Source organism: Klenkia sesuvii, assembly GCF_037083825.1.
GTDB classification, from domain to species: Bacteria; Actinomycetota; Actinomycetes; order Mycobacteriales; family Geodermatophilaceae; genus Klenkia; species Klenkia sesuvii.
Window position 1 is genome coordinate 1 of sequence record NZ_JBAPLU010000028.1, and the last position, 26,728, is coordinate 26,728.

At 72.4% G+C, this 26,728-nt stretch carries 27 protein-coding genes and 1 tRNA gene; 15 read left to right on the forward strand and 13 right to left on the reverse strand.

Features of this window, described 5'->3' with window-relative positions:
* Positions 1-209 precede the first annotated feature (209 nt).
* Positions 210-947: an IclR family transcriptional regulator gene (locus TEK04_RS19175; protein WP_336405965.1), complete on the reverse strand. Its 738-nt coding sequence runs from the start codon at positions 945-947 to the stop codon at positions 210-212.
* Between the two features lie 276 nt (positions 948-1,223).
* Between TEK04_RS19175 and TEK04_RS19180 the strand changes: the two genes are divergently transcribed.
* The 12 genes from TEK04_RS19180 to TEK04_RS19235 all read left to right on the forward strand — a co-directional run bounded on the left by TEK04_RS19180 (position 1,224) and on the right by TEK04_RS19235 (position 12,219).
* Positions 1,224-2,087: a DODA-type extradiol aromatic ring-opening family dioxygenase gene (locus TEK04_RS19180; RefSeq protein ID WP_336405966.1), complete on the forward strand. Its 864-nt coding sequence runs from the start codon at positions 1,224-1,226 to the stop codon at positions 2,085-2,087.
* On the forward strand, positions 2,084-2,458 hold the full coding sequence (locus tag TEK04_RS19185) for a hypothetical protein (RefSeq protein ID WP_336405967.1): 375 nt from the start codon (positions 2,084-2,086) through the stop codon (positions 2,456-2,458). Before TEK04_RS19180 ends, TEK04_RS19185 begins: the two co-directional genes overlap by 4 nt.
* An 83-nt stretch (positions 2,459-2,541) precedes the next feature.
* Entirely contained in the window at positions 2,542-3,954 is a 1,413-nt protein-coding gene (ligM, locus tag TEK04_RS19190) for a vanillate/3-O-methylgallate O-demethylase (protein WP_336405968.1), read from the forward strand.
* A 143-nt stretch (positions 3,955-4,097) separates the two neighbouring features.
* On the forward strand, positions 4,098-4,994 hold the full coding sequence (locus TEK04_RS19195; RefSeq protein ID WP_336405969.1) for a methylenetetrahydrofolate reductase: 897 nt from the start codon (positions 4,098-4,100) through the stop codon (positions 4,992-4,994).
* 2 nt (positions 4,995-4,996) lie between these two features.
* Positions 4,997-5,914, forward strand: coding sequence for a formyltetrahydrofolate deformylase (purU, locus tag TEK04_RS19200; RefSeq protein ID WP_336405970.1), 918 nt, complete (start codon positions 4,997-4,999; stop codon positions 5,912-5,914).
* 11 nt (positions 5,915-5,925) lie between these two features.
* Positions 5,926-6,813, forward strand: coding sequence for a bifunctional methylenetetrahydrofolate dehydrogenase/methenyltetrahydrofolate cyclohydrolase FolD (gene folD, locus TEK04_RS19205; protein ID WP_336405971.1), 888 nt, complete (start codon positions 5,926-5,928; stop codon positions 6,811-6,813).
* 232 nt (positions 6,814-7,045) lie between these two features.
* Complete coding sequence (locus tag TEK04_RS19210) at positions 7,046-7,933, forward strand: ABC transporter substrate-binding protein (protein WP_336405972.1); 888 nt, start codon at positions 7,046-7,048, stop codon at positions 7,931-7,933.
* A 2-nt stretch (positions 7,934-7,935) separates the two neighbouring features.
* Positions 7,936-8,733 carry an ABC transporter permease gene (locus TEK04_RS19215; protein ID WP_336405973.1) on the forward strand — a complete coding sequence of 266 codons (798 nt, stop codon included), beginning with the start codon at positions 7,936-7,938 and terminating at the stop codon, positions 8,731-8,733.
* Positions 8,730-9,500 carry an ABC transporter permease gene (locus TEK04_RS19220; protein WP_336405974.1) on the forward strand — a complete coding sequence of 257 codons (771 nt, stop codon included), beginning with the start codon at positions 8,730-8,732 and terminating at the stop codon, positions 9,498-9,500. The genes TEK04_RS19215 and TEK04_RS19220 overlap by 4 nt, the downstream gene beginning before the upstream one ends.
* A gap of 7 nt (positions 9,501-9,507) precedes the next feature.
* The gene (locus TEK04_RS19225; protein WP_336405975.1) at positions 9,508-10,272 is read left to right on the forward strand and encodes an ABC transporter ATP-binding protein; all 765 of its coding nucleotides are present in this window, start codon (positions 9,508-9,510) and stop codon (positions 10,270-10,272) included.
* A gap of 54 nt (positions 10,273-10,326) precedes the next feature.
* On the forward strand, positions 10,327-11,991 hold the full coding sequence (locus tag TEK04_RS19230; protein ID WP_336405976.1) for a thiamine pyrophosphate-binding protein: 1,665 nt from the start codon (positions 10,327-10,329) through the stop codon (positions 11,989-11,991).
* 157 nt (positions 11,992-12,148) lie between these two features.
* A tRNA-Gly gene (locus TEK04_RS19235) sits at positions 12,149-12,219 on the forward strand.
* A gap of 18 nt (positions 12,220-12,237) precedes the next feature.
* On the opposite strand, the gene TEK04_RS19240 is transcribed toward TEK04_RS19235, so the two are convergent.
* The 3 genes from TEK04_RS19240 to TEK04_RS19250 form a co-directional block, all read right to left on the reverse strand.
* Positions 12,238-13,734 (reverse strand): methyl-accepting chemotaxis protein, encoded by a 1,497-nt coding sequence (locus TEK04_RS19240; RefSeq protein WP_432277358.1) that lies wholly within the window; start codon positions 13,732-13,734, stop codon positions 12,238-12,240.
* Between the two features lie 149 nt (positions 13,735-13,883).
* Positions 13,884-14,870, reverse strand: a complete 987-nt coding sequence (locus tag TEK04_RS19245) for a sigma-70 family RNA polymerase sigma factor (protein ID WP_336405978.1) — start codon at positions 14,868-14,870, stop codon at positions 13,884-13,886.
* Between the two features lie 7 nt (positions 14,871-14,877).
* Entirely contained in the window at positions 14,878-16,371 is a 1,494-nt protein-coding gene (locus TEK04_RS19250; RefSeq protein ID WP_336405979.1) for a hypothetical protein, read from the reverse strand.
* A 139-nt stretch (positions 16,372-16,510) separates the two neighbouring features.
* Between TEK04_RS19250 and TEK04_RS19255 the strand changes: the two genes are divergently transcribed.
* The gene (locus tag TEK04_RS19255) at positions 16,511-17,791 is read left to right on the forward strand and encodes a GNAT family N-acetyltransferase (RefSeq protein WP_336405980.1); all 1,281 of its coding nucleotides are present in this window, start codon (positions 16,511-16,513) and stop codon (positions 17,789-17,791) included.
* 9 nt (positions 17,792-17,800) lie between these two features.
* Here TEK04_RS19255 and TEK04_RS19260 read toward each other — a convergent pair whose 3' ends face one another.
* From TEK04_RS19260 to TEK04_RS19285, 6 genes are read right to left on the reverse strand one after another with little or no spacing between them, the layout of a single operon-like run.
* The gene (locus tag TEK04_RS19260; RefSeq protein WP_336405981.1) at positions 17,801-18,193 is read right to left on the reverse strand and encodes a type II toxin-antitoxin system VapC family toxin; all 393 of its coding nucleotides are present in this window, start codon (positions 18,191-18,193) and stop codon (positions 17,801-17,803) included.
* Positions 18,180-18,410 (reverse strand): FitA-like ribbon-helix-helix domain-containing protein, encoded by a 231-nt coding sequence (locus TEK04_RS19265; protein ID WP_336405982.1) that lies wholly within the window; start codon positions 18,408-18,410, stop codon positions 18,180-18,182. Before TEK04_RS19265 ends, TEK04_RS19260 begins: the two co-directional genes overlap by 14 nt.
* A 32-nt stretch (positions 18,411-18,442) precedes the next feature.
* Positions 18,443-18,997, reverse strand: coding sequence for a hypothetical protein (locus TEK04_RS19270; RefSeq protein ID WP_336405983.1), 555 nt, complete (start codon positions 18,995-18,997; stop codon positions 18,443-18,445).
* 1 nt (position 18,998) lies between these two features.
* Positions 18,999-19,466 (reverse strand): ribose-5-phosphate isomerase, encoded by a 468-nt coding sequence (locus tag TEK04_RS19275; RefSeq protein ID WP_336405984.1) that lies wholly within the window; start codon positions 19,464-19,466, stop codon positions 18,999-19,001.
* 12 nt (positions 19,467-19,478) lie between these two features.
* Positions 19,479-20,240 carry an SDR family oxidoreductase gene (locus TEK04_RS19280; protein ID WP_336405985.1) on the reverse strand — a complete coding sequence of 254 codons (762 nt, stop codon included), beginning with the start codon at positions 20,238-20,240 and terminating at the stop codon, positions 19,479-19,481.
* Between the two features lie 26 nt (positions 20,241-20,266).
* The gene (locus TEK04_RS19285; protein ID WP_336405986.1) at positions 20,267-20,932 is read right to left on the reverse strand and encodes a mycothiol-dependent nitroreductase Rv2466c family protein; all 666 of its coding nucleotides are present in this window, start codon (positions 20,930-20,932) and stop codon (positions 20,267-20,269) included.
* A gap of 136 nt (positions 20,933-21,068) precedes the next feature.
* Between TEK04_RS19285 and pepN the strand changes: the two genes are divergently transcribed.
* Entirely contained in the window at positions 21,069-23,624 is a 2,556-nt protein-coding gene (gene pepN, locus TEK04_RS19290; RefSeq protein ID WP_336405987.1) for an aminopeptidase N, read from the forward strand.
* Between the two features lie 104 nt (positions 23,625-23,728).
* On the opposite strand, the gene TEK04_RS19295 is transcribed toward pepN, so the two are convergent.
* Entirely contained in the window at positions 23,729-24,169 is a 441-nt protein-coding gene (locus tag TEK04_RS19295) for a DUF5130 family protein (protein WP_336405988.1), read from the reverse strand.
* Between the two features lie 60 nt (positions 24,170-24,229).
* Positions 24,230-24,541 (reverse strand): aa3-type cytochrome oxidase subunit CtaJ, encoded by a 312-nt coding sequence (gene ctaJ / locus TEK04_RS19300; RefSeq protein ID WP_336405989.1) that lies wholly within the window; start codon positions 24,539-24,541, stop codon positions 24,230-24,232.
* Between the two features lie 84 nt (positions 24,542-24,625).
* On the opposite strand from ctaJ, the gene kynU reads away from it, so the two are divergent.
* Positions 24,626-25,891, forward strand: a complete 1,266-nt coding sequence (gene kynU, locus TEK04_RS19305; protein ID WP_336405990.1) for a kynureninase — start codon at positions 24,626-24,628, stop codon at positions 25,889-25,891.
* Positions 25,892-26,021: 130 nt separating this feature from the next.
* Here kynU and TEK04_RS19310 read toward each other — a convergent pair whose 3' ends face one another.
* Positions 26,022-26,609 carry an HNH endonuclease gene (locus TEK04_RS19310; protein WP_336405991.1) on the reverse strand — a complete coding sequence of 196 codons (588 nt, stop codon included), beginning with the start codon at positions 26,607-26,609 and terminating at the stop codon, positions 26,022-26,024.
* Positions 26,610-26,728 lie beyond the last annotated feature (119 nt).

Below are 26,728 nucleotides of genomic sequence, written 5' to 3' on the forward strand. Positions count from 1 at the left end.
GGTGGTGGGGACGGCACGCACCACCAAGGCGAGCGGACAAGACAGTGACGGGTGCTTGCTGGCACAAGCTCCTATGAGGTCACGAACCCTCGGCGGTGGGTGCACGAGCACCGCAGCAGGTCGAACCAACAGATCCCGTTGAAGACCCGAAGTCAGTCAGTCGGTGGGTCAGGAACGACCCGCTGCGGTGCTCTCCACCATCCTCACTGTCAGTCGGGGGAGCCGCGTTCGGACAGGACCCGCGAGATCCCCGTTGCGGTCGTGGTCACCGCGGCGCCCAGCCAACGTCCATCGGTCAGCTTCTCCGGGACGACGACGGACAACGCGGCGACCGTCCGGTTGCCCGGCGCCACGATCGGCGCGGCGACGGACACCATCGGCACCGGGCGGTCACGGCGCAACGTGGCGAGTCGGCTCCTTCGTGCACCGGCCAGCGTCCGGCGCAGCGCCTCGGCCGATATCGGCAGCTTCTCCGGCTCCTGCACGAGATGCTGAGCCAGGATCGCCTCCTGCAGCTCCGTGGGAGCGTGGGCCAGCAGGACCAGACCGGCACCCGTCGAGTGGAGGGGCAAGCGGTCACCCGGGTGGTACAGCGGCGCGAGAGCCCGGTGCGAGGAGATCCGGTCCACGAGCACGCCTTCGTCCCCGTCCCGGACGACGAGCAGGACGTGCTGGTGGACCGCTTCGGCGAGGTCACCCATGAAGGGCAACGCGATCTCCCGGAGGCCCTGTCCGCGCGGCGCAAGGGATGCCACCTGCAGCAGGCGGAGCCCCACGGCGTACCGACCGTGCTCGTCCCGCTCCAGCGCGCCCCAGTTGACCAGTCGGCCCGCGAGCCGAGCCGCGGTGGTCTTGGGAAGGCCGCTGCGGCGGCTCAGATCCACCAGGTTCAACCTGGGGTGATCACGGTCGAAGGCGCCGAGCAGCGCGAAGCCGCGATCCAGCACCGGGTCGCTGTGCGGGGGCCGCCGCCCCCGTCTGGGCGGCGGCTGGTCTGCCGTCATCGGGTGCTCGCGGACGGGGCGCGATCGCGCGCCTGGAGTACTGGGAGGGCCATTGGTTGGGATTGTGCCTCACGGCTTGTGGGCTCCGTCACCCATGCTCCCGGGCATCCGGTCGAGGAACGGCCCGGAGCTGCACACCCCCGCCGAGCGGCCGGGCGGGCGAGGTGGGGATCACCGCCCCCCACCCGGCCCGTTCGGCAGATCGTGGAAGGAGAGACCATGGCAGTCGTAGGTGCCGTGCTGGCCACCACGCACCACCCGTTCTTCTACCGGGAGACCGTGCTCACACCGGCCGAGAAGCGTCGTCCCGAGGCCGCCGAGTGGAAGCGGAAGGTCGAGGCCTACCGGGAGACCCTCACCGCTTCCCGACCCGACGTCCTGGTCATGGTCGGCGCCGATCATTTCCATCAACTGTTCTACGACAACTACCCGACCTTCCTGATCGGCAAGCAGCCGAAGTACGACGCCACCTTCCACAACGAGGAGCGCTACTTCGGGCTCCCGAAGTTCGTGCTGGACGGCAACGAGGACCTGTCCGGCTTCATGCTGCAGGGGCTCATCGATCGGGGCTTCGACTTCGCCGTGAGCCACGAGCTCAAGATCGACCACTCGATCACGTGCGCCATCGTGACGGTGCGCCCCGACGCCGACCTGCCCATCGTGCCGATCTACACCAACATCTTCGCCCCACCGCTGGCGAGCCCGTCGCGCTTCTACGCCCTCGGCAGGGCGATACGGGAGGTCATCGAGGCGTACCCGAGCGACCAGCGGGTGGCCGTCATCGGGACCGGTCACCTGTCCCTGGAGATCGGGGGGCCCCGCCAGTTCCAGAGCACCGCCCCCGACATCGAGTTCGACCGACGCGCGGTCCAGTGGCTGGCTGATGGCGACATCGACGCGATCCTGCAGAACGTCACACCGGAGGTCCTGGAGGCCGCCGGCAACGCGACCGACGGGTTCCTGGACCTCGTCCTGATGCTCGGCGTCGCCGGCCCCGGCCCAGCGCACTACGCCGACCACATCGAGCTCTTCCAGACGACCGAGGCGTTCTTCACCTGGTACCCCGAAGGGGATCCCCGGTGAGCCGCTACTACGTCAACAAGTTCCTCTTCCAGGCCGACCGTTCCCCGGAGCTGCTCGCCGCCTACAAGGCCGACCCCGTCGCCGCTCTCGCGCGCTGGGAGGAGACCCAGGGTGGGTGGCTGGACAGGAACGCGACGGTCGAGCAGACGACCTGGTTGAGCTTCACCGACGAGGAGCGTCGGGCGCTCGAGGAGCAGGACCACGTGGCGCTCTTCGAGCTCGGCGCGCACTGGTTCCCGACCCTGCAGGTCTTCGTCGGGATGCACGAGAAGGACTACGAGGCCATCAGCGGGCCGCTCGCCTACCAGCGGGAGTTCGCCGCGGACCTCGCGCACTGGCGCGGCAAGAAGTACCCGGACATCCGGCTCTAGCCGGCGTCTGCCCTCCACGCACCGACCGGCACACCCCCCGTCGGCGAGCAGTCGACCCCCTCCCCGAGGAAGCAGAGGAACTGATGACCCCCCCTACCCTGCAGGACAAGATCGACGAGCACGGCGACGTCGTCGGCATGCTGCGGAACTCCACGGCTCTCCCGTACATCTCGCACCCCGTGGTCCAGCCGGACTTCCACAACTGGCGGGACGAGGCGCTGGCGTGGCGGCAGAGCGTCGTGCTGTTCGACCAGACCCACCACATGGATGCCCTCTACATCCGTGGCCGGGACGCCCACCGGCTCATCAGCCAGACCTCGGTGACCACGCCGAACTTCCCGGTGGACTCCGCGAAGCAGTACGTCGCGGTCAACCACGACGGCCACGTCATCGGGGACGGGATCATCCACCGGGAGGGCGACGAGGACTTCATGTACGTCGGCCGCTCGCCGGCGGCGAACTGGCTGCTGTTCAACGCGGAGACCGGTGGCTACGACGTCGACGTCGAGGTCGACCGGCGTTCGTTCGAGTACCCGATGGGACAGCAGGTGACCCGGCGGTACTGGCGGTTCCAGATCCAGGGCCCGCGTGCGTGGGAGGTCATCGAGAAGATCAACGGCGGCGCGGTCGAGCAGATCAAGTTCTTCCGCGAGGCCTGGCTCAACATCGCCGGTGTGCGTGCCCGCTCGCTGCGCCACGGGATGGCCGGGGCGGCGGGCCTGGAGATCTGGGGACCGTACAACAGCTACCTGCAGGTGCGGGAGGCAATCCTGGAGGCGGGGCAGGAGTTCGGCATCGTGCCGGTCGGTGCCCGGGCCTACCCCACGTCGGCTGTCGAGTCCGGCTGGATCCCCTCCCCGCTGCCGGCGGTGTACTCCGGCGACCAGCTGCGGGACTACCGCACGTGGCTGCCGGCCGACAGCTACGAGGGCCGCCTCCCGCTGGCCGGCTCGTACGTCCCCGATTCGGTCGAGGACTACTACCTGACGCCGTGGGATCTCCGGTACGGGTCCTTCGTCAAGTTCGACCACGACTTCATCGGCCGCGAAGCGCTCGAGTCGCACGATCCCGAGACGTACCGCCGGAAGGTCACCTTCGCCTGGAACGCCGAGGACGTGACCCGCATCCTCGGGTCGGTCGTGGACGTCGACGGCCCTCAGTACAAGTACCTGGAGCTGCCGCTGGGCAACTACGGGATGTCCCAGTACGACAGCGTCCTGGACGGCGCCGGCAAGCTCGTCGGGTTGTCCTTGCTCAACGTCGCACTGTCCTACAACGAGCGCAAGGTCCTGTCCACGGGAGTCGTGGACCGCGACGTGCCGGACGGCGCGGAGCTCCAGCTCGTCTGGGGAGAGCCGAACGGCGGCACCGACAAGCTGAACGTGGAGCGTCACGAGCAGACGAAGGTGCGCGTCGTCGTCAGCCCCTCGCCGTACTCGGCAGTCGTCCGCAGCGACTACCAGGGCGGGTGGCGCAGCTCGGACTCCGTTCTCTGAGGCCGGTCCGCTCGGTGGCGGCTGGCGACCTCGGGGAGCGACCTCGTGGTCCCTGCGATGTCCGCCCGCCGCCGTCGAGCGGGTACCCGTGGACAGGCCCCCACGTCACCTTCCCAGCGCATCCACCGCTCAGGAGAAGCAGCATGGTGAACCGACATCTCCGCGGCCGAGCCGCGGCCGCGCGCGCGGAGCTGAGCCAGGCACTCGATCGCGTCGGCTACGAGGTGATCCCGTTCAAGAGGACCGAAGAGGCGGTCCGCGCGCACGTGCCCACCACCGTCCCCCTGACCGTGACGGCATCACCGGCGAAGGGGCAGGACGCCACCGTCGACCTCGCCGTCGCGCTGGCCGGGCGCGGCTACGCCGTCTCCCCGCACCTGTCCGCGCAGCAGGTGCGGGACCAGGCCCACCTCGCCGAGATCGTGGACAGGTGCCGGACGGCAGGCATCACCGGCGTGTTCGTCGTCGGCGGTGACCCGACGGACGAACCCACCGCATTCCGGCACGCGCAGGACCTGCTCGTCGCGCTGCACGAGCTGGACCACGGCTTCACCGACATCGGGATCGGCGGGCACCCCGAGGGCCACCCGGAGGTCTCCGACGACGTGCTGTTCCAGGCGCTGGCGGACAAGGCTCCGCTGGCCACGCACATCACCACGCAGATCGTCTTCGACCCCGGGACCATCCTGGCCTGGGCGCGGGAGCTGAAGCGGCGGGGGATCGACCTACCGGTGCACATCGGCGTCCCAGGGGCGGTCCACCGGCAGAAGCTGCTGCGGGTGTCCGGCGGACTGGGGATCGGTGAGTCGGCGAAGTTCCTGAAGAAGCAGCAGAACCTGCTCTGGCGCTTCTTCCTGCCCGGCGGATACCGGCCCGACCCGATCATCCGCGGTCTGGCCCCCCATCTGGGCGGACCCGACAACGCCATCACCGGGTTCCACGTCTTCACCTTCAACGACCTCGGCCCCACCGAGGCGTGGCGGCAGCGAACCCTCCAGCAGCTAGACCCCGCCCGCCCGGGCCGGCGACCACGGAAGTGACCATGTCCAGCGCACCTTCGACCAACCTGTCGGCGCTGCCGCGCAGGACTTCGACACCCCCGACCGACCCCGATCACGGCAGGTTGTTGATCCAGTGCCCTGACCGTCCGGGGATCGTCTCGGCGATCAGCACCTTCCTGACCGAGGCCGGGGCGAACATCATCACCCTGGACCAGCACGCCACCGAGGGGGCGGACGGACAGTTCTTCCAGCGCACGCAGTTCCACCTCCCGGGCCTGCCGGCCGCCCGGGAGGGACTCGCGCGGTCGTTCGCCGCCCAGGTCGCGGCGCAGTTCCACATGGAGTTCCGGCTGACCGAGACGGCCAAGCCCAAACGGGTCGCGATCATGGTCTCCAAGACCGACCACTGCGTGCTGGACCTCCTGTGGCGCAACCGCCGCGGCGACCTCGACATGAACGTGGTGATGGTGATCTCCAACCATCCCGACCTCGCCGACCAGGTCCGCTCCTTCGGGGTGCCCTACTTCCACGTCCCCGCGACGAGGGAGAACCGGGCCCAGGCCGAGGCGCGCATCCTCGAACTGCTGCGCGGCAACGTCGACCTGGTGGTCCTTGCCCGCTACATGCAGATCATCACGCCGGACTTCCTGGACGGCGTGGACTGTCCGTTGATCAACATCCACCACTCGTTCCTGCCCGCGTTCATCGGAGCCGGGCCCTACCAGAAGGCCAAGGACCGTGGCGTGAAGCTCATCGGCGCCACCGCGCACTACGTGACCCCCGACCTGGACGAGGGCCCGATCATCGAGCAGGACGTCGTCCGGGTGGACCACCGGCACGTCACGGCCGACCTCGTGCGCCTGGGCGCCGACGTCGAGCGGGCCGTGCTGTCGCGCGCGGTGCGCTGGCACCTCGAGGACCGGGTCGCACGCCACGGCAACACCACCATCGTCTTCTGAGGAGCCCACCCATGCCCGCGGAGCTGATCAACGGCACGGCCATCGCCCGGCAGGTCCGGGAGGACGTCGCACGGGGGGTCGCAGAGCTGGTCGCGACCGGTGGCGCCGCGCCCGGGCTGGCGACCGTGCTGATCGGTGACGACCCCGCCTCGGAGGTCTACGTCCGCAACAAGCGACGCGCCTGCACAGCGGCCGGGATGATCGACCAGCACCGTCACCTGCCCGGCGACGTCGACCAGGCCACCGCAGCTGCACTGATCGACCAGCTCGCCGCCGACCCGGCCGTCTCCGGCATCCTCCTGCAGCTGCCCACACCGGCCCATCTCGACGTCGAGGTGCTCCTGGCCCGGATCCCGGCGGACAAGGACGTCGACGGGCTCACCGTCGCCAACGCCGGCCTGCTCGCCCAGGGGCGGCCGGGGCTGCGACCGTGCACGCCGTCCGGGGTCATGGCACTGCTCGACCAGCACGACGTGCCGCTGCAGGGGGCAGAAGCCGTCGTCGTCGGGCGCTCCGTGCTCGTCGGCAAGCCCATGGCGCACCTGCTGCTCGAACGGCACGCCACCGTCACCACCTGCCACTCACGAACGCGCGACCTCGCCGAGGTCTGCCGACGCGCCGACGTGCTCGTCGTCGCCGCCGGAATACCTGGACTGATCGGACCCGAGGCGGTCAAGCCGGCCGCGACGGTGATCGACGTCGGCATCCATCGGAGCGGGAACGGCCTGCGCGGCGACGTCGACACCGCCGCCGTCGCCGAGGTCGCCTCCCGCATCACCCCCGTGCCCGGCGGGGTCGGGCCGATGACCATCGCCCTGCTGCTGGCGAACACCCTGACAGCCGCACGTCGCCAGCAGGGGCGGGCAGATGGCCCAATCAATGGGACCACGGCTAGCTGATGCGACGCAGGTCACACATCCTCTCGATCACCTGCAGCGGGTCTCGAACGACGAACTGCACACCATTTCGCACGGGCGTCTGAGCAAGGAGAACGGTATGTCCACAGGACGTGCACCGCGTCGAGTCGGTGCTCTGCTCACTTCGGTTGCGGTCGGGGTCACCCTTGCCGCGTGTGGCGGTTCGGACGGCACGTCCGGTTCCTCGTCGTCAGGAGCAGGTGCCTCCGAGCCGGTGACGGTCAGGGTGTCGGTCCTCCCGCTCATCGACGTCGCCCCGCTCTACCTCGGGATCGAGCAGGGCTTCTTCGAGGACGAGAACATCACGGTCGAGGTGCAGTTGGCGAACTCGGGGGCGGCGACCGTGGCATCGCTGCTCTCGGACGAGGTCCAGTTCGCCTACACCGGAGTCATCCCCTTCATGATCGCCCGGTCGCAGAACGTCCCCATCGCGGCGGTCACGAACGCTCAACTGCAGAACTCCCCCGAGGACCAGGACACGCTGGAGCGCGGCAACGCCGACATCCTGGTCGCCGACTCCAGCCCGATCCAGACCGCCGCCGACCTCGAAGGTCGCACCATCGCCCTGAACGCGCTGGCGGGTGTGCAGGAGGTGCTGCTCCGGAACACCCTCGACGTGGCCGGCGTGCCCCAGGACTCCGTACAGCTCGTCGAGCTGGCCACCCCCACCATGGTCGACGCGCTGTCCAACGGAACGGTCGACGCGGCATTCGTCAACGAGCCGTTCGAGACGATCGGGCTGAGCCAGGGACTGCGGATCGCGGCGACGCCGTTCCTGGACCTGGAGTACCCGGCCAACTTGTCGATCTACGTCACCTCGCAGCAGTTCGCCAGCGGCAACCAGGATGTGGTCGAACGGTTCGGCCGCGCCGTGAACGAGGCTTCGACGTACGCCCAGGAGAACCCGGACGAGGCGCGAGAGCAGGCGGCGACCTACACCACGGTGCCCGAGAACGTCCTCGCGGACGTCCTCCTCCCCTACTGGACCCCCGACATCAGCCGGGAATCCATCCAGGAGCAAGCCGATCTGGCGGTCAGGTACGACGTGCTCCCCGAAGCCCCGGACGTCGACGAACTGTTCTCCGACATCATCACCGACTGACCATGGCCGCCGCCGCATCGACGAGGAGGCAGCTGCCGGGTCGCGTCGCCATGACCTTCGGCAGCTTCCTCATCGGCCTGGTCGCCTGGCAGTTGCTGTCGTCATCGGGCCTGGTGCCGCGCAACGCGCTCCCGGGCCCGGTGGCGACCGCCACTGCGGCCGGTGAACTCCTCCGCACGGGTGCCATCTGGTCACCGATGCTCGACACGCTCGTCGGCGCGGCGGCCGGGCTCGGCATCGCCATGGCTCTGGCGATCCCGATCGGGCTCGGGATCGGGAGCAGCACGTTCCTCGATCGAGCGACCAGCGCCGTGCTGGAGTTCCTGCGGCCGGTCCCGGCCCCCGCCATTCTCCCCATCGCCATCCTGCTGCTGGGCAGCGGATCGACGATGAAGATCGCGCTGGTCGCATTCGGGTGCTTCTTCCCCATCCTCGTACAAACCGTCCACGGCATCCGCGAGACCGACCCGACCCTCCTGCAGACGACGAGGGCATTCCGCATCTCGCCGGCCCGCCGGTTCCTCATCCGACTGCTGTCGGCGTCGCCGAACATCTTCACGGGGGTACGGGTGTCGGCATCCATCGCTCTTCTGGTGGCCGTCGCGGTCGAGATCATCGCCGGGGCGCCCGGTCTGGGCAGCGCGATCCAACTCGCGTCCGGTGGCGGCAACCCCGCCGCGGCCAACGTCTACATCATCCTGGCGGGTGCGCTCGGGGTGCTCGTCGCGGGAGGACTGGGATCGGTCCAGCGGTCGACCATCACCTGGGTGGGCGAAGGAAGGAGCGCCGAGCTCCGATGAGTTCCGCCCTGACCCGCTACGGGCTCCCCCTGGTCCTGCCCATCGCGATCCTCACCACCTGGGCTGTGCTCACGGCGAACGGCGAGTCCTTCTACTGGCCGCCGCTGGCGGACATCATCCCGAGGATCTGGTCCCTCTGGTTCGTGGAGAACTTCCAGAGCGACTTCCTGCCCAGTCTCTGGCGCGTGCTCGCCAGCTGGACCCTCGCCTGCGGCATCGGGGTCGTCGCGGGCATCGTCACGGGCAGCCTCCCCGTCGTCCGGGACCTGCTGAACCCCCTCGCGAACTTCCTCCGCGCCATCCCCGCCGCCGCGCTCATCCCCTTCACCATCCTCGCGTTCGGCATCGGGGACACCGCCAAGGTCTTCGTGATCACCTTCGTGGCGGTGTGGCCGGTGTTCATCAACACCATGGATGGGGTGGACGAGATCGATCCCGGGCTGGTGCAGGCGGCGCGGGCGTTCCGCATCTCCCCTGCGCGGCGTCTGTTCGGCGTCGTCCTGCCCGCTGCGGCTCCGCGCATCGCCACCGGCATGCGAACCAGTCTCGCGATCGCAGTCATCGTCATGCTGATCAGCGAGATGGTCGCGAGCACGAACGGTATCGGCCTTGTCACCATCCAAGCGCAACGCACCTTCCAGACCGTGGACATGTGGGCCGGCATCCTCGTCCTCGGGATCCTGGGCTTCGTCCTCAACTTCATCTTCCAACGCGTCGAACGGCGGCTACTGAGATGGAACTTCGACAGCAAGCGCCTGGGAGTGTGACACCGCGGTGACGGAACTGCTGAGTGTGGACCAGATCCACAAGGTGTACGGGAGCGGCGACCAGGCACACACCGCGCTGGAGTCGGTCAGCTTCGACGTACGTCACGGGGAGATCGTCTGCGTGGTCGGACCATCCGGCTGCGGGAAGACGACCCTCCTGCGATGCATCTCGGGGCTGTCCACCCCGACCACGGGCATCGCCCGCCTGCGAGGCGAGCCGGTCACCGAACCACCGGCCGGCCTCGGGTTCGTCTTCCAGGACTACAGCCGGTCGCTGTACCCGTGGTGGAGCGTGGCGGCGAACGTCGCGTTCCCGTTGCGGGGCCGCCTACCGCAACGGGAGATCGAGGTCCGCGTCGACCGGGCGGTCGAGGCCGTCGGTCTGGCCCAGGCCAGAGATCGCAAACCGTTCCAGCTGTCCGGTGGGATGCAGCAGCGGGTGGCCATCGCCCGGGCGATCGCCTACGAACCGGACGTCATGCTCATGGACGAGCCCTTCGCGTCCGTGGATGCGCAGACCCGTGCCGAACTCGAGGACGTCGTACGCAACCTCCGCAGCGAGTTCGACATGACCATCCTGTTCATCACCCACGACATCGACGAGTCGGTCTACCTCGCCGATCGCGTCGTCGTGCTGACCCCGTCGCCGACGACGGTCCGGGAGATCGTGGAGATCCCGCTGGGTGCAGAACGCGACCAGATCAAGACCAAGGAGCTGGACGAGTTCGTCCACCTCCGCGGCCACATCTACCGAGCTGTCAAGAACCGCTGAACCGCGCGAGCAGCGCGACGTCGCGGCTCGCGCCACTCGACGAGGAGGTCCGCCGTGAAGGCTTACGAAGCGCTGGGTGCGGTGCTGCACTCGCTGGGCGTGACGACGGTGTTCGGCGTGCTCGGTGACGGCAACCTGAGGTTCGCCGTCGCCGCACGCGCTGCGGGGATCGGCTACTTGGCGGCCCGTCATGAAGCGTCAGCGGTCGCGATGGCGGACGCCTACGCCAGAGCACGTGGACAGGTCGGCGTCGCCACCGTCACGACGGGGCCCGGCGTGACCAACGCCGTCACCGCCCTGATGGAGGCCGTGCGCTCGCAGACGCCCGTGGTGCTGCTCACCGGCGCCGCCTCGACGTCCATGGAGGACTACCCCCAGCTCATGGACCAGGAAGCCATGGCGAAGTCACTCGGGGTGGGGGTGGTCCGCTTCAGGTCCAGCCGCTACCTCCCGACGGACCTGGCGAGTGCGCTACGGCGGGCGGCCCGGGAACGCAGACCGATCATGTTCTCCGTCCCGGTCGATGTGCAGGAGGACGAAGTCGGAGACTGCCCACGGGCGGTCCCGCCCGCGTCGCCCGGCGTCGTGGTCCCCGACCGCCCCACGATCGAGCAGGTCGCCGGGCTCATCCGCGCCTCGAACCGGCCGGTGATCCTCGCCGGCTGGGGAGCCTGGCTCGCAGGCGCCGGCGAAGCGCTGCGCCGGCTGGGCGAACGCACCGGCGCCGTCCTCACGACGACTGCACTCACGAAGGGCTTCTGGGCCGGGGAACGGGCCAGCGTCGGTGTCAGCGGCGGCTTCGCGTCGGAGGAGGCTGCGACGATCCTCGGTCGGGCGGACCTGGTACTCGCCTTCGGGGCGAGCCTGAACCGATGGACGACACGCGGCGGCAGGATGTTCCCGGATGCCGTCGTCGTGCAGGTCGACACCTCTGTGGCTGCGTTCGAGCACTACCTGCGCGGGGTGGTGCCCGTCGTCGGGGACGCCGGCGCGACCGCGGAGCTGCTCCTGGAATGCCTGGGCGACCTGCCGGCAGCGTCGACCTTCGCCCACGAGATCGACGACGAACGGTTCACGACCGCACGCAACGGAGATCCCTTCACCGATGCGTCCACGGAGACCACGATCGATCCCCGGACGCTCACGGTGCACCTCCGGGAGCACCTGCCGCCGAACGCCGTCGTCGTCCAGGACAGCGGAGCCTTCGTCGGGTTCCCGGGCTCCTACTACGAACCCGCGCGACCCGGGGGCTACCTGTTCGTGCAGGGCTTCCAGACCATGGGACTCGGGCTGGCCCTGGGTGTCGGAGTCGCTGCGGCAGACCCCGATGCCCTGCCGGTCACCCTCGTCGGCGACGGCGGTCTGCTGATGAGCCTCGGCGAGCTCGAGACCATCATCCGTCAGGGTACCCCGCACCTGGTCGTCGTCTACAACGACTCCGCCTACGGCGCCGAGGTGCACATCGGTGGCCACCACGGGTTCGACACCGACATCGTGCGCTTCCCCGACACCGACTTCGCCGCCACCGCTCGCGCCCTCGGCGGCGAGGGGTTCGTGGTCCGCGGCGTCGCTGACCTGGAACCGCTGTCGACGTGGCTGGAGGACCCGCGCGGCCTCCTCCTCCTCGACTGCAGGACTGAAGCACACATCGCATCTCCGTTCCTCGGCGAGGTCTTCAAGCCCGCCCTCGATGCGCCACGCGCGCAACCGGTCCGCTGAACGGCTGCGGTCCGCCACGCCGGCCGGCCACCGCGGGAAGGCACCGCTCCCGGAGCAGGTGCGCTACCGAGCTGCGCCACACCCCCGGGCGAGGGCCGAGTCCACATGCGCGACCACCGCGGCCGGACCTACCGCTACCCTGGGCGGGCAACGTCTCGCGGGTGTAGCTCAATGGTAGAGCCCCAGCCTTCCAAGCTGGCCATGCCGGTTCGATCCCGGTCACCCGCTCTCCCCGGCACGCACGGCTCAGCGCGCGACGTCCTCGAACGCCGACGCCATTCGCGCCTGCTCCTCGAGCACCTCGGCGATGCGGGCCTGGACGACGTCCAGCCTGCCGATGGTCTCCGAGGTGCTGTGGATGCCCTCGGCGACCGACCGGCTGGACGCCTGGATCCCGGCGATCTGGTCGGAGACCCTCTTGGTCGCCGCGGCGGTCTCGCGGGCGAGGTCCTTCACCTCCGACGCCACCACCGCGAACCCCTTGCCGAGCTCGCCCGCGCGGGCGGCCTCGATGGTGGCGTTGAGCGCCAGCAGGTTGGTCTGGTCGGCGATCCCGGAGATGATCCGGATGACCTCGTCCACCGCGGCCGAGGCCTGGCCGAGCGCCTCCACCTCGCGGGTCATCGTCGTGGCCTGCCCGACGGCCTGGTCGGCGACCAGCCCGGCGTCGCCCGCGGCCTCGCGCAGCCGGGCGATCGTGTCCAGCAGCTCCCTGGCGTTGCGGGCGGCGTGGTCGCTGCGGCGCAGGACGTCGAGCCGCTGCGACACCAGCTGCTGCACGTTGCGCAGGGCAGCGGCCCGGGACTCGGAGAGCTCGATGGTGTCGGTGACGAAGAAGTCCATGGTGCCGATGACGACGCCGCCGACGACGAGCGGGAAGCACACCCCGGACTTGACGCCCGCGCGCTGTGCGGCCGGTGCCCGGACGCAGTCGGTCACCTCGCCGATGTCGCGGACGAACACGAGGTCGCGCTGGCGCCAGGCGCGGCCGGACAACCCGACCCCCTCGGCGAAGGAGGCCGCCAGGGTCACCCGGCGGAACTCCTCGCCCGCCGACCCCGACTCCTGGACGAACCGCAGGACGTCCTCGCTCTCGTCGCGCGCCCAGAAGGAGCCGTAGGCCCAGCCGAAGGCGGTGCGCACCGTGTCCAGGGCCACGCGCAGCGCGCGCTCCTCGGTGGCGGCCTCGGCGATCTGCCCGACGACCGTGGTGACCGCCCGGCGGTCGTCGAGGGTCTCCCGCAGGGCGGCCATGCTCACGGCGGCCCTGCGGGCGTTGGTCAGCAGCCGCTCGAGCGAGTGCCACTTCGCCTGCCAGAAGACCGGCAGCTCGCCGTCCTTGTAGAACTCCTTGATCGCCACCACCGTGCCGTCCTCGACCACCGGCAGGAAGGCACCGCTGGTGGCACCGCCCGCGCTCGCCGCGGCCCAGCGCGCGCAGGCGCCGGGGTCGGTGGTCGCGTCGCAGACCACCGGCTCGTGGGTCGACAATGCCCGACCACCCAGCCCCGTGGACGACGTCAGGGTCTGCGCGCGGGCACCCTGCAGCGCCGGGACCAGCGCTCCCCACTCCCCGGCGAGCCGGAAGGCCCCGCGCCCGGCAGGCAGCCACACCGCGCCGTAGTCGAGCCCCAGCTCCGCCACCAGCGTGCCGGTCATGACCCGGTGGGCCTCGACGTCGTCGGCCACGCCGCGGTCCAGCGCGGTGATCACGGCTTCGACGGCCTCGACGTCCCGGGGCATCTCCGCCACCGGCGTCACGTCCCGTCCCCTGCGTCGTCCCACCACGACCCCTCCCGTTCCCCACCGGGTCCCGACGACTCGGCACCGCCATCATCGGCACCGGATCGTCCGAATCGTCCCGAACGCACGAGGAGGTGTGCGGTGCGCACCTACCGGTGCCCTGCCTCCACGGGCGGGGTGGCCGGCAGGCCCCAGAGGGCGAACAGCCGGGTGTCCAGGAACGAGGTGATGCGGCTGATCCGGCCCTCGTGCACCTCCAGCGCCTGGATGGCGAAGGGGGTGTACCCGCCCGCCCCGTCGGGCCGCCACTGCGCGAACGCCGTGGACCCGTTGACCGACACCGGCAGCAGGACCGACCCGCGGCACCCCGCACCCGGTCCCTGCATCCAGGCGACGACGTCGCGCGCCGAGCGCAGCCACATCGCGAAGGGCGGCATGTCCTGCACGGCGTCGTCGTGCAGGAGCCGGACGAAGGCGGCCATGTCGTAGCGCTGGAAGGCGTCGACGTAGGCGCCGAGCAGCTCGGCCTGGTCGGCGTCGACCTCACCGGACCGGGCCTTGCCGTCCCAGCCGGCCAGGGTGGCCCGGGCCCGCTGCAGGGCGCTGTTGACCGCGGCCACCGTGGTGCCCAGCAGGCCGGCGACCTCCTCGGCCCGCCAGCGCAACACCTCGCGCAGCACGAGGACGGCGCGCTGGCGGGGCGGCAGCACCTGCAGCGCCGCGACGAACGCCAGCCGCACCGAGTCCCGCTGGGCGACGAGGTCCGCGGGGTCCCCGCCCAGCACCGAGGAGGTGAGGGCCGGTTCCACCCACGCCCCGTCGGGCAGGGTCTGCGCCAGGGACGCCTCCACCGGGGCGTAGGGCTCGTCGGACAGGTCGACCGGCAGGGCCCGCCGCTTGCGCCCGTCGAGGGAGTCCAGGCACACGTTCGTGGCGATCCGGTACAGCCAGGACCGCAACGCACCCGGGCCCTGCAGCGTGTCCAGCGAGCGCCACGCCCGGACCATCGTCTCCTGCACCGCGTCCTCGGCGTCGAACGAGGACCCCAGCATCCGGTAGCAGTACCCGGTCAGCTCGCGCCGGTGGGTGGCCATCCGCTCCTCGAGGTCCGCGCGGGTCTCCAGCAGCTCGGTCATGGCGTCCTCACTGGTAGGTGACGAGCTCCGGCAGCGGCTGCGCCTGGGCCACGGTCTCGGCCGGGGTGAGCATCGGCTGGTCCTCGTCGATGAAGTTCTTCCACCCCCAGTACAGCGGAGCAGGTGCCCCCTGGTGAAGGGCGTTCCACGTGCCCTGCTTGGCCGGCTGGCTGCCCTGGCCGTCGACGTGCACCATCACGGCCAGCTCGTCGCGGGACGTGTCCAGCCGCTCCCGGTCGGTGATCATGCTCAGCCGGAACTGGTGCAGCACCAGCAGCTTCTGCGGCAGCGCGTTCGCCCGGGTCAGGTCGGCCAGCCAGGTGACCACCTGGTTGACCTCGTCGACGCCGACCGAGCCGATCTGCCGCAGGTGCACCTCATCGGGGCCCAGCCGCCACTCGGGGTCCAGCGCCAGGCCGACGTAGGGCAGTTCCAGCAGCGACTGGTACTGCTGCGCCTGGGTGAGGAAGTCGGTGCGCCCCGGCTGCAGGTCGAGCACCACGTACAACCCCGCGGCGCCGGCGGCCTCGACGTAGGGCCGCAGGGCCGCCGGGTCGGCCTCGCTGGAGTAGTTGCCGTCGGGCCCGGCCGAGGCCGAGGCCACCGTCACGATGATCTCGAAGGTGGGGACGACGGTGCGGTCGGGCAGCAGGTCGGCGTAGGGGGCGGCGAACTCGCCGGCCCGGGCGATCGAGGCGTCGAGCCCCTGCTCCCCCAGGACGCCGAGGGCCGGGCCGTCCGGCGAGCCGTAGAGCGCCACCAGGAAGTGCTCGGGGAACAGCAGTTGGCCGCCACCGGGGAGCTGGGTGCCCGAGGCGGCCGTGGTGGTCTTCCAGTCCAGCCCCTCGACGCCGGAGAAGTCCGCGCCGAGGGCCACCACGGCGGCCGGCTGCACCCCCGACAACGCGTCGACGACGTCGGCCGAGGCCCGCGGGTCGGTCTGCCCGGCCGTGTCGACGACGGTCGCGCCGGCCGCGCGCGCGGTGACGGCACCGGCCGCGGTGCCCGCCGCCCCGCTGTCGAGCACGACGACGTCGGTGAGGGGCTCGGGCGCGGACACCGCGGGCAGCTCGTCACCGGTGCCGGTCACCTCGCGGTCACCGAGGACGCCGTCCTCGGTGACCGCGCCCTCGGCGACGACGACCCGCTCGGCACCCAGGCGGTCGAGCTCGCCGACGACCGGGGCGGCGTCGGCGCCCAGCAGCAGCAGCGGCACGCCGAGCTGCTCGGCGGCGTCCACGGCGTCCCCGGGCAGCGGCTCGGCGTCCGGCGCGACCACGACGACCGGCGAGGAGGTGTAGAGGGCTCGGCTGGCCGACCCCGCGCCGGCCACCGGGTCGGTGTCGGCCACGAGGGTGGTGGCGGCCGTGGGCACGGCGGTCAACGCCTGCCCGGCCGTGGGTTCGGTGCCGGACGCCTGCTCACCGTCGGCTGGGCCGGAGCACGCCGACAGGGCGAGCAGTCCGGTGAGGAGGACGGCGGTCAGGGGGGCAGCGCGCATGGGCCTTCTCTCGTCGTGGTCGCCCCGGCGCCCGGGCTGCACCGTCGAGGACCGCGTCCGACCCTAGCGGTCGACCAGGACGCCGGCCGGGTGCCGCAATCCGGTCGCCCCGTCGCCCCGCACCCGGTAGGCAGGGGGCGTGACACCTGATGCCACCCCTGCTGCCACCCCCGCTGCCGACCCCGCCCTGGTCGCCGCGCTGCGCCCGATCGCGGCCGAGGAGTGGCCAGCCTTCACCACCGCCATGAGCCGCGTGTTCGGCGAGGACCCGACCGGCCCCGACGTCGACCGGCCCCGTCCGACGGCCGAGCTCGACCGGTCGCTGGCGCTGTTCGACGACGGCTTCGTGGCCGCGACCGCCGGCGCCTACAGCCACCAGCTCACGGTGCCCGGTGGCGTCGTTCCGGCCGCCGGCGTCACCTGGGTCACGGTCTCCCCCACCCACCGCCGCCGCGGTGTGCTCACCGCGATCATGCGCCGCCAGCTCGACGACGTGCACGCCGCGGGCACCGAGCCGGTCGCTGCGCTGTGGGCGGCGGAGGGCAGCATCTACGGCCGGTTCGGCTACGCCCCGGCCGTGTGGCGCGGCGGCATCGTGCTCGACCCCAGCCGCACCCGGCTGCGCGAGGACCTGCCGGCGTCGTCCGGGCGCATCTCGGTCGTCGACCTCGACGCCTACCGCGTGGCCGCCGTCCCCCTGTACGAGCGGCTGCGCCGCGACGTCCCCGGCCACCTGGCCCGCGACGAGCGCTGGTGGGACCGACGGCTGCGCGACGAGAAGGACGACCGCGACGGCTGGACGGCGCGCCGGTACGCGCTGCACACCGAACCCGACGGCACCGTCACCGGGTACGCGAGCTACCGCCAGAAGGAGGAGTGGTCCCCGCGCGACGAGCCGCGGGGCAAGCTGCAGCTGGTGGACCTGGTGGCCGCCACGCCCGCGGTGCGGGTGGCGCTGTGGCGGTTCGTGCTCGGCCACGACCTGGTGCGGGAGGTCTCCTCCTGGTCGCTGGGTGCCGAGGACCCGGTGCGCTCGATGGTGGCCGACCCGCGCTCGGTGCCGACGGCGCCGTCGGACGCCCTGTGGGTCCGGCTGGTGGACGTCGAGCGGGCGCTGGCGGCCCGTCGCTACCCCGCCCCGATCGACCTGGTGCTCGAGGTGCGCGACCGCTTCTGCCCGTGGAACGACGGCCGCTGGCGGTTGATCGGCCACCCGGCGGGCGGGCACTGCGGCCGCACCGACCGCGACCCGGACCTGGTGCTGGGCGTCGAGGAGCTCGCGGCCGTCTACCTGGGCGGGGTGTCGCTGGGCACCCTGCACCGCGCCGGGCGGGTCACGGAGATCAGCCCCGGCGCGGTGGCCCTGGCCTCGACCTCGTTCTCGTGGCCGGTGGCCCCGCAGAGCCCGGACGCGTTCTGATGCACCGGCTCAGCGGAACACCTCGATTGGGCACCGGGTACCCGGAGCCCGGGCCAGGCGCGCGTCGGCCGTGAGGAGGGTGGCGGACAAGACCTCGGCCAGCGCGACGTAGGCGACGTCGTAGGTCGAGACGGCATCCCGCAGTTCCCAGCCGCGCCCGACCAGGTCCCGGTGCCCGTACCGGGCGAGCGGGAGGTCCGTCAGGTACAGCAAGGCGCGCCGGGCGCGCTGGGGTGGCACGGCTCCTCGAAGCACCTGCCTGCGGACGACGGACGCCACCTCGAGGTCGACCAGCTCCGGCGCAGCCAGCACCTGGTCGGCCACCCTCGCCCGCGCCCGGCGTCCGGTCTCCCCGTCGTCGAGGACGACGGGGGTCAGCACGCTGGCGTCAATGACCAGCACGGTCCGCCCGCAGGTCGGCCACGACGGTGTCCAGCTCGGCCACGCCCCCGGAGTCGCCCTCGATCCGGGCGAGGACCTCGTCGAGGGTCGGCTGGGCGGCGTCGGCGATCAGCCGGCTCCGCAGGTACTCCTGCAGGGACTGGTGGGCGGCCGCAGCGCGACGGCGGAGGACGGCGTGCGTCTCGGCGGGGACGTCCTTGACCTGCACAGCGGGCATGGCGCCAGAATGGCGCCATGCGGATCGGGGTGTCAAGGTGCGGCGGCGTAGGACCACGACGTCGGGCGGGGCCGGCCGGGCAGATCGACCCGACCGGTGGCCCACCGCAGGGTCGTGGCCGGGTCGGTGTCGGTGGGCGCGCCGGGGAACAGCCGGGCCAGGGTCGCGGTGACGACGTCGGACGGCGGTGCCCACCGGGCGCCCACCACCTCGGCGACGTCGCCGGTGTGCACGACCACCTCGGCGCACGCCATGGCGGCGAACCCGGCCGGGTCGGGCGACCCCCAGGGGTGGAACCCGCGCTCGGCGGGGTCGGCGCCGTCGAGCACACGGGCCAGCACCTCGCCCCAGGTGGTGAGCCCGGTGAGCAGCCGCCCGTAGCTGGCGGCCGGGTCGGGCTCCCAGCGACCGGCGGTGAGGTCGACCGGGCCGACGAGCAGGTCGTGGCCGTACCAGTGCAGGCACTCCCCCACGTGCCAGACGACCCCGGCGACGTCGGTGTCCAGCACGGCGACCGCCGGGTCGGGGACGCGGGCCAGCAGCGCGACGGCCTCGTCGACGCACCGACGGACGTCGTCGCCGCCCACCTCAGCCGCCGGCGGGGTGGTGCCGCTCCTGCTCGTACGCAGCGACCAGGCCGATGCGGCGGGCGTGCCGCTCCTCGCCGCTGAACGGGGTGCGCAGGAACGTCAGCACCAGCCCGGTGGCCTCCTCGACGCTGTGCTGGCGGCCACCCACGGCCACCACGTTGGCGTCGTTGTGCTGGCGGGCGAGCTCGGCGGTCGAGGTGTTCCAGACCAGCGCGGCGCGGACGCCGGGCACCTTGTTGGCCGCGATCTGCTCGCCGTTGCCCGACCCGCCGATGACCACGCCCAGGGAACCCGGTTCGACCACGACCCGCTCGCCGACCTCGATGCAGAAGGGCGGGTAGTCGTCGAGGGGGTCGTAGTCGAAGGCCCCGCAGTCGACCGGCTCGTACCCGGCGGCGGCGACCGCCTCCAGCAGGTGGGCCTTGAGCTCGAGACCGGCGTGGTCGGTACCCAGGAAGACGCGCATGCCGGCAGTCTCTCAGGACAGGCGGGCCGCGACCGGCAGGGGCAGCACCCGCAGCAGGCCGGCGACCGCGCGCCACGGCCACTCGGGCACGTAGGCGCGCACCGGCTCGCGGTCGACGGCGGCGACGAGGGCGTCGACACCGGTGTCGAGGTCGACGGTGAACGGGCCGCGCCGGCCGGTGTTGATGTCGGTCTCGATGAAGCCCGGGTGGACGGTGGTGACCCTGATGCGGCGGGTCGCCCGGGAGGACAGCAGGTCGGCCCGGATGCCCTCGGCCAGCACGGCGTCGGCGGCCTTCGAGGTGGCGTAGGCCGTGCGGGTGCCGCCCATCCCCCGCACGCCGGCGACGGAGCTGATGACCACGAGGTGGCCGTGGCCCTGCGCCCGGAACAGCGCGACGGCGGCCTCGCAGGTGGCGTGGGTGCCCAGCACGTTGGTGGTCAGCACCGCCCGGTTGGGGCGGGCTCCCCCGGTGCCCACCGGCACACCCTTGCCCAGGCCGGCGTTGGCCACGACGCGGTCGACCCCGCCGAGCTCGCCGACCACCCGCGGCACGGTCTCGGCGACCGCGTCGGGGTCGTCGACGTCCAGCGGTGCGACGACCACGGTGCCGCCGTGCACCGCCAGCTCGTCGCGCAGCCGCTCGAGCCGGTCGGTGCGGCGGGCCAGCAGGGCCAGGTCGTGGCCGGCGGCGGCCCAGCGGCGGGCCATGCCCTCACCGAGCCCGGAGCTGGCCCCGGTGATGACGATGCGCTGGCGGCGGGGGTGCGGCATGCCCGCGAGCATGCCGCACCCGGCGGTCAGCCGTGCGTCGAGACCGCGAGCGCGGAGGCGGGGACGGTCGAGAAGTCCGGCTCCTCGGTGCGGGTGCGCTTGAGCTCCCAGAAGCCGGGCAGGTTGGCCAGCAGGACGGCGCCGTCGAAGGCCTTGCCGGCGTCCTCGCCGGTGGGCACCCGGCTGATGACCGGGCCGAAGAAGGCCACGCCGTCGACGTGCAGCACGGGGGTGCCGACCTCCTCGCCGACGGGGTCCATGCCCTCGTGGTGGCTCTTCTTCAACGCCTCGTCGTACTCGGTGGACGTCCCCGCGTCGGCGAGCGAGGCCGGCAGGCCGACCTTCTCCAGCGCGGGCGCGATGACCTCGGACAGCTCCAGGCCCTCCTGGTGCCGCAGGGTGCCCATCGCGGTGTACAGGTCGCCGAGGACCTCGTCGCCGTGCTGCTGCTGCGCGGCGACCAGCACCCGCACCGGGCCCCAGGCCTGCTTCATCATCTCGGTGTACTCCTCCGGGAGGTCCCGGCCCTCGTTGAGCACCGCCAGGCTCATCACGTGCCAGTGCACGTCGAGGTCCCGAACCTGGGACGCCTCGACCACCCACCGGCTGGTCAGCCAGGCCCAGGGGCACAGCGGGTCGACCCAGACGTCGACCTTCGCGCTGGTGGGGGCGGTCTGCACGGCCTCGGTCATGCCATCTCCTCGTGTTCGCGGTTGCTCGCCGCCCTCAAGGCGCCGGCCGTGCCTGGGCATTCCCCGCCGCACCCGTGCTCCACACACGTCCCCCGGCTGGGTGGGACCGTCGGTGCGGCGTGCGAAGCTGCGCGGCGTGGCTGTTCCCAACCTGACCCGCAACGCCGCTGCCGCGCGCGCCCGGCTGCTCACCGTGCACGAGTACGACCTCCAGCTCGACGTCACCGACGGCGCCGGCCGGCCGGGCGTCGAGACGTTCCGATCGACCACGACGGTCCGTTTCGACGCCACCACGGAGGGCGCCGACACGTTCATCGACCTGGTGGCCGACCGGGTGCACTCGGCCACGCTCAACGGCGCCGCGCTCGACGTCTCGACGTGGACCGAGGAGGGTGGCCTGCCGCTGCCCGCGCTGGCTGCCCGCAACGAGCTGGTCGTCGACGCCGAGTGCCGCTACTCCCGCACCGGTGAGGGCCTGCACCGCTTCCTCGACCCCGAGGACGGCGCCGTCTACCTCTACTCGCACTTCGAGCCGGCCGAGGCCAAGCGCATGTTCGCCTGCTTCGACCAGCCCGACCTCAAGGCGACCTTCACCGTGCACGTCACCGCGCCCTTCGACTGGCAGGTGGTCTCCAACACCGGGGGGCGCACCATCGAGGCCGGTGCCAACGGCTCCCAGCTGGTGCACTTCGAGCCGACCAAGCGGATCTCCACCTACCTCGTCGCGCTGGTCGCCGGGCCCTACGCCAAGGTGACCGACTCGCACGAGGGCCTGCCGCTGGGCATCTACTGCCGGGCCTCGCTGGCCCAGCACCTCGACGCCGACGCGATCTTCGAGGTCACCAAGCAGGGCTTCGACTTCTACCACCGGGTGTTCGACTACCCCTACCCGTTCGACAAGTACGACCAGCTGTTCGTGCCGGAGTTCAACGCCGGGGCGATGGAGAACGCCGGCTGCGTGACGTTCCTGGAGGACTACGTCTTCCGGTCGCGCACCAGCCGCGCCCGCTACGAGCGGCGGGCCGAGACGATCCTGCACGAGCTGGCGCACATGTGGTTCGGCGACCTGGTGACGATGCGCTGGTGGGACGACCTGTGGCTCAACGAGTCCTTCGCCACCTACATCTCCACGCTGTGCCAGGCCGAGGCGACCGAGTTCACGACCGCCTGGACGACGTTCGCCAACACCGAGAAGAGCTGGGCCTACGCGCAGGACCAGCTGCCCTCGACCCACCCGATCGCCGCCGACATGGTCGACGTCGCCGCCGTCGAGGTGAACTTCGACGGCATCACCTACGCCAAGGGTGCCTCGGTGCTCAAGCAGCTGGTCGCCTACGTGGGCCAGGACGCGTTCCTGGCCGGGGTGCGGCGGTACTTCCGCACCCACGAGTACGGCAACACCACGCTGGCCGACCTGCTCGGCCCGCTGTCCGAGGCCACCGGCCGCGACCTGTCGGCCTGGGCCCAGCAGTGGTTGCAGACCAGCCAGGTGAACACGCTGCGCCCGGTGTTCGAGGTCGACGCCGACGGCCGCTACCGCTCCTTCGCCATCGAGCAGACCGCGGTCCCCGAGCACCCCGTGCTGCGCGACCACCGGCTGGCCGTCGGCCTCTACGGCCGCGGCCCCGACGGGCTGACCCGCACCCACCGGGTGGAGCTGGACGTGAGCGGTCCGCGCACCGAGGTCGCCGAGCTGCTCGGCCACCCCGCCGCCGACCTGGTGCTGGTCAACGACGACGACCTCACCTACGCCAAGACCCGCCTCGACGAGCGGTCGCTGGCCACGCTGCGGTCGAGCATCGCCGACCTCGCCGAGCCGCTGCCCCGCGCGCTGTGCTGGTCGGCGGCCTGGGACATGACCCGCGACGGCGAGCTGGCCGCGCGCGAGTGGGTCGGCCTGGTGCTGGCCGGGGTCGACGCCGAGACCGAGATCTCGGTGGTGCAGTCGCTGCTGGCCCGGGTGCAGGCGGCGCTGTCGAACTACGTCGACCCGGCATGGGCCGAGTCGGGCTGGACCGCCCTGGGCGACAAGGCCCTGGCGTCGCTGCGCTCGGCGCAGCCGGGTTCGGACGCGCAGCTGCAGTGGTCGCGCACCCTGGCCGCGGCGGTGCGCACCGACGAGCACGTGGCTGCCCTGCGGGGGCTGCTCGACGGGTCGGCGGAGGTGCCCGGGCTGCAGGTCGACGCCGACGCGCGGTGGGCCTTCCTGCACGGCCTGGTCGCCGTGGGCGCGGCCGGCGACGCCGAGATCGACGCCGAGGCCGCCCGCGACGCGACGGCCACCGGCGCGCGCCGGGCCGCCACCGCCCGCGCCCTGCGGCCGACCGAGCTGGCCAAGGCCGAGACCTGGGAGCGGGCCTTCCACGACGAGACCGTCGCCAACTCGATCCACGAGGCGATGGTGGCCGGGTTCTGGCACCCCGCCCAGCGCGAGCTCACCGCGCCCTACGTCGAGCGCTACTTCGCCGACGTCGCCCCGCTGTGGGCCCGCCGTCCCGGCGAGATCGCGAAGAACACGGTCGAGTACCTGTTCCCCAAGCAGGTGTCGGCCACGACCGTGCAGGCCGCCGACGCGTGGCTGGCCGACACCACCCACCCGGCGCCGCTCCGCCGGTTGGTGGGTGAGGGCCGCGACGGCGTCGTCCGGTCGCTGCGCGCCCAGGAGCGCGACCGCGCGGCCGCCGGCAGCTGACGTGCAGAGGGCCCCCGCCGTCGGGGCGGGGGCCCTCTGCCGGGCTCATCAGCCGACCCCTCGTCCGGTCCGGACCGTGGGGGCCGGGGCCGAGGGGCGCTCCCTCAGTTCGTGATGCGGTGCGCGGCCGGGTGCCCGGCCTGGTCGGAGAGCTGCCGCAGCCCGTTGACGATGCCGCCGACCAGGTCGCCGGCGCCGAAGCGGCCGGTCATGGTGAGGACGGCCAGCGCGCAGGCGCGGTCGGGCAGCCGGCGGGCCGCCGCGGACCCGGTGACGATCTCGAGCACCCGCTGGTCGGGGGCGACGGCGATGAGCACGGACTGGCTGGTGTCGCCGCCCGAGCGGGCGTGCAGCTCCTCGGCGCCAGCCCGGGTGTCGGTGGGCAGCTCACCGATGTAGAGGGTGAACCGCAACCCGGTCTCGCGGGAGGACATGGTCAGCGCCTCGTCGAGGCGGAGCAGCTCGGCCGGGCTGAACGGCGAGGCCGCCGGCCCCTCCTGGTCGTCGACGATCGGCTCGCGGGTGTCCTCGAGCTCGGTGGCCATCAGTGGGTGCCTCTCTGTCGCTGCGTCACGAGGGGTGCGGGGCGGGGTGGGGGTGGCCGGTCACCAGGTGCCGCGGGCGCCACCGGCGGCGGTGCGCCGCGGGCCGTCGACGGTCTCGCCGATGGTCAGGGCGGCGACCTGCTCGCCGACGTGGTGGTCGTCGGCGAGCGCGGTGCCGTGACCCCCGCCGTGACCCCCGCCGTGGCCGCCCACCGGGTGCGGCTCGTACCAGACGGCGTCGTGACCCCAGGGCGAACCGGGCTTGTAGCGGTCGCGGTTCTTCAGGCCCGGCAGCAGCACCAGCGCGTAGGCCAGCAGCACCACGGCCAGCGGGGCCACCACGAAGACGAGGAGGGTCTCGATGACGGTCACCTCCGGGAATCTACCGGGGGGCCGGTCCCCCGGCGCGCCAGCCCGCGGGCGGCTGGTCGGGCCGGCCGCGGGCACGATGGACCCGTGCCCTCCCGCGACGACGCGCAGCGACTCGACGACGCCGACCCCCTCGCCGGGTTCCGCGACCGCTTCACCGGCGACGGCCCGGGTGGGCTCTGGGACGACGGCCCTGCCCGCCGCATCTACCTCGACGGCAACTCGCTCGGCCGGCTGCCCCGGGCCACCCCGGCAGCGGTGGCCCGGGTGGTCGAGCAGGAGTGGGGCCACGGGCTGGTCGGGTCGTGGTCGCACTGGGTCGGGCAGGCCACGCGGGTCGGTGACCTCCTGGCCGCGGGGGTGCTGGGCGCCCGGCCGGGTGAGGTGCTGGTCGCCGACTCCACGTCGGTCAACCTCTACAAGCTGCTGCAGGCGGGGGTGGCCGCCCGACCCGGCCGCGACGTGCTGGTGTGCTGCGCCGACGACTTCCCCACCGACCGCTACGTCGTGGCCGGGGTGGCCGAGCAGCACGGCCTGGCGGTGCGGGAGGTCACCGCCGACGTCGACACCGGCCTCACCGCCGACGACCTGGCCGGGGTGCTCGACGACCGGGTGGCCGTCGTCGTCCTGTCGCTGGTGGCCTACCGGTCGGGGGCGCTGCTGGACCTGCCCGCGGTGACCGAGCAGGTGCGCCGGTCCGGCGCCCTGCTGCTGTGGGACCTCAGCCACGCGGTGGGGTCGGTGGAGGTCGACCTCGCAGCGGCCGACCTGGCGGTGGGCTGCACCTACAAGCACCTCAACGGCGGGCCGGGTGCCCCGGCGTTCCTCTACGTCCGGCGGGAGCTGCAGGGGTCGATGCGCCAGCCGATCCAGGGCTGGTTCGGGCAGCGCGACCAGTTCGCGATGGGCCCGGCCTACGAGCCGACCGAGGGGGTGGAGCGCTTCGCGGTGGGCACGCCGCCGGTCCTCGCCACGGCGGCGGTCGAGGTGGGGGCAGGCATCTCGGCCGAGGCGGGCATGCCGGCGGTCGCGGCCAAGGGCCGGGCGCTGACCGACCTGCTGGTGGCCCTGGTCGACGAGCGGGTTCCGCAGGTGCGGCTGGCCTCGCCGCGGGCGGCCCACCGTCGCGGCGCGCACGTCAGCGTCGAGCACCCGCAGGCCTGGCAGCTCACCCAGGCGCTGGTCGACCGCGGGGTGGTGCCGGACTTCCGGACGCCGGACCGCGTGCGCTTCGGCCCGGCACCGCTGTACACCCGCTTCGTCGACGTCTGGGACGCCGTCGACCGCCTCGTCGACGTCCTCGCCACCGACGCCCACCTCGGCTACCCCGCAGAACGCGCGAGGGTCACCTGATGGTCGCGCCGCACCTGCTGCCGGGTGGGTCGCCCCCCGCCGGCGCCCTCCCCTCCACGTCACGGCACGGACGAGGAGGCGACGAGGTGGGTTGACCCACCCTGCGGCGGGCACCGGCGTCGGCGGCGCGTCAGCCGGCGTCGGCGAGGCCGAGCCAGGTGCGCCAGCGGGGGTCGACGGTGCGGTGGCCCAGCAGCCGCCATGCCGAGCCCGACGGCGCCCGCGGGGGCTGGGGCAGGCTCCAGCCGAGCTCGGCCAGCGACCGGTCGGCCTTGGTGTGGTTGCACCGCCGGCACGCGGCCACGACGTTGTCCCAGCTGTGGGTGCCGCCGCGGCTGCGCGGCCACACGTGGTCGATGCTGGTGGCCGGTGCCCCGCAGTAGACGCAGGTGGACCCGTCGCGGGTGAACACCGCCCGGCGCGACAGGGGCACCTGGGCGGGGTAGGGCACCCGCACGTACCGGGTCAGCCGCACGACCACGGGCACCGGCAGGGCGACGAGCTCGGCGTGGCAGAGCACGTCGGACACGTCGACCGGTTCGGCCTTGCCGGTGAGCACGAGCACGATGGCCCGGCGACTGGAGACCACGCCGAGCGGCTCGTAGGTGGCGTTGAGCAGCAGCGTGGCCGCGACGGTGGCAGCGGGCATCGCGGGGCGGGGGTCGCGCGGCCGGCCCGGCGGGCCTGCAGCGGTCGACCCGGGTGCGGTGAGCGGCACGGGGCACCTCCGTTGCGCCCCGGACCGCCGGGGTGCTGCGACCCACGGGCACCCCCATACTGCCCCGGATCCACCGGCAGCGGGCAAACGCCCTCCTTCCTCCTCGTTACGGTCCGGTG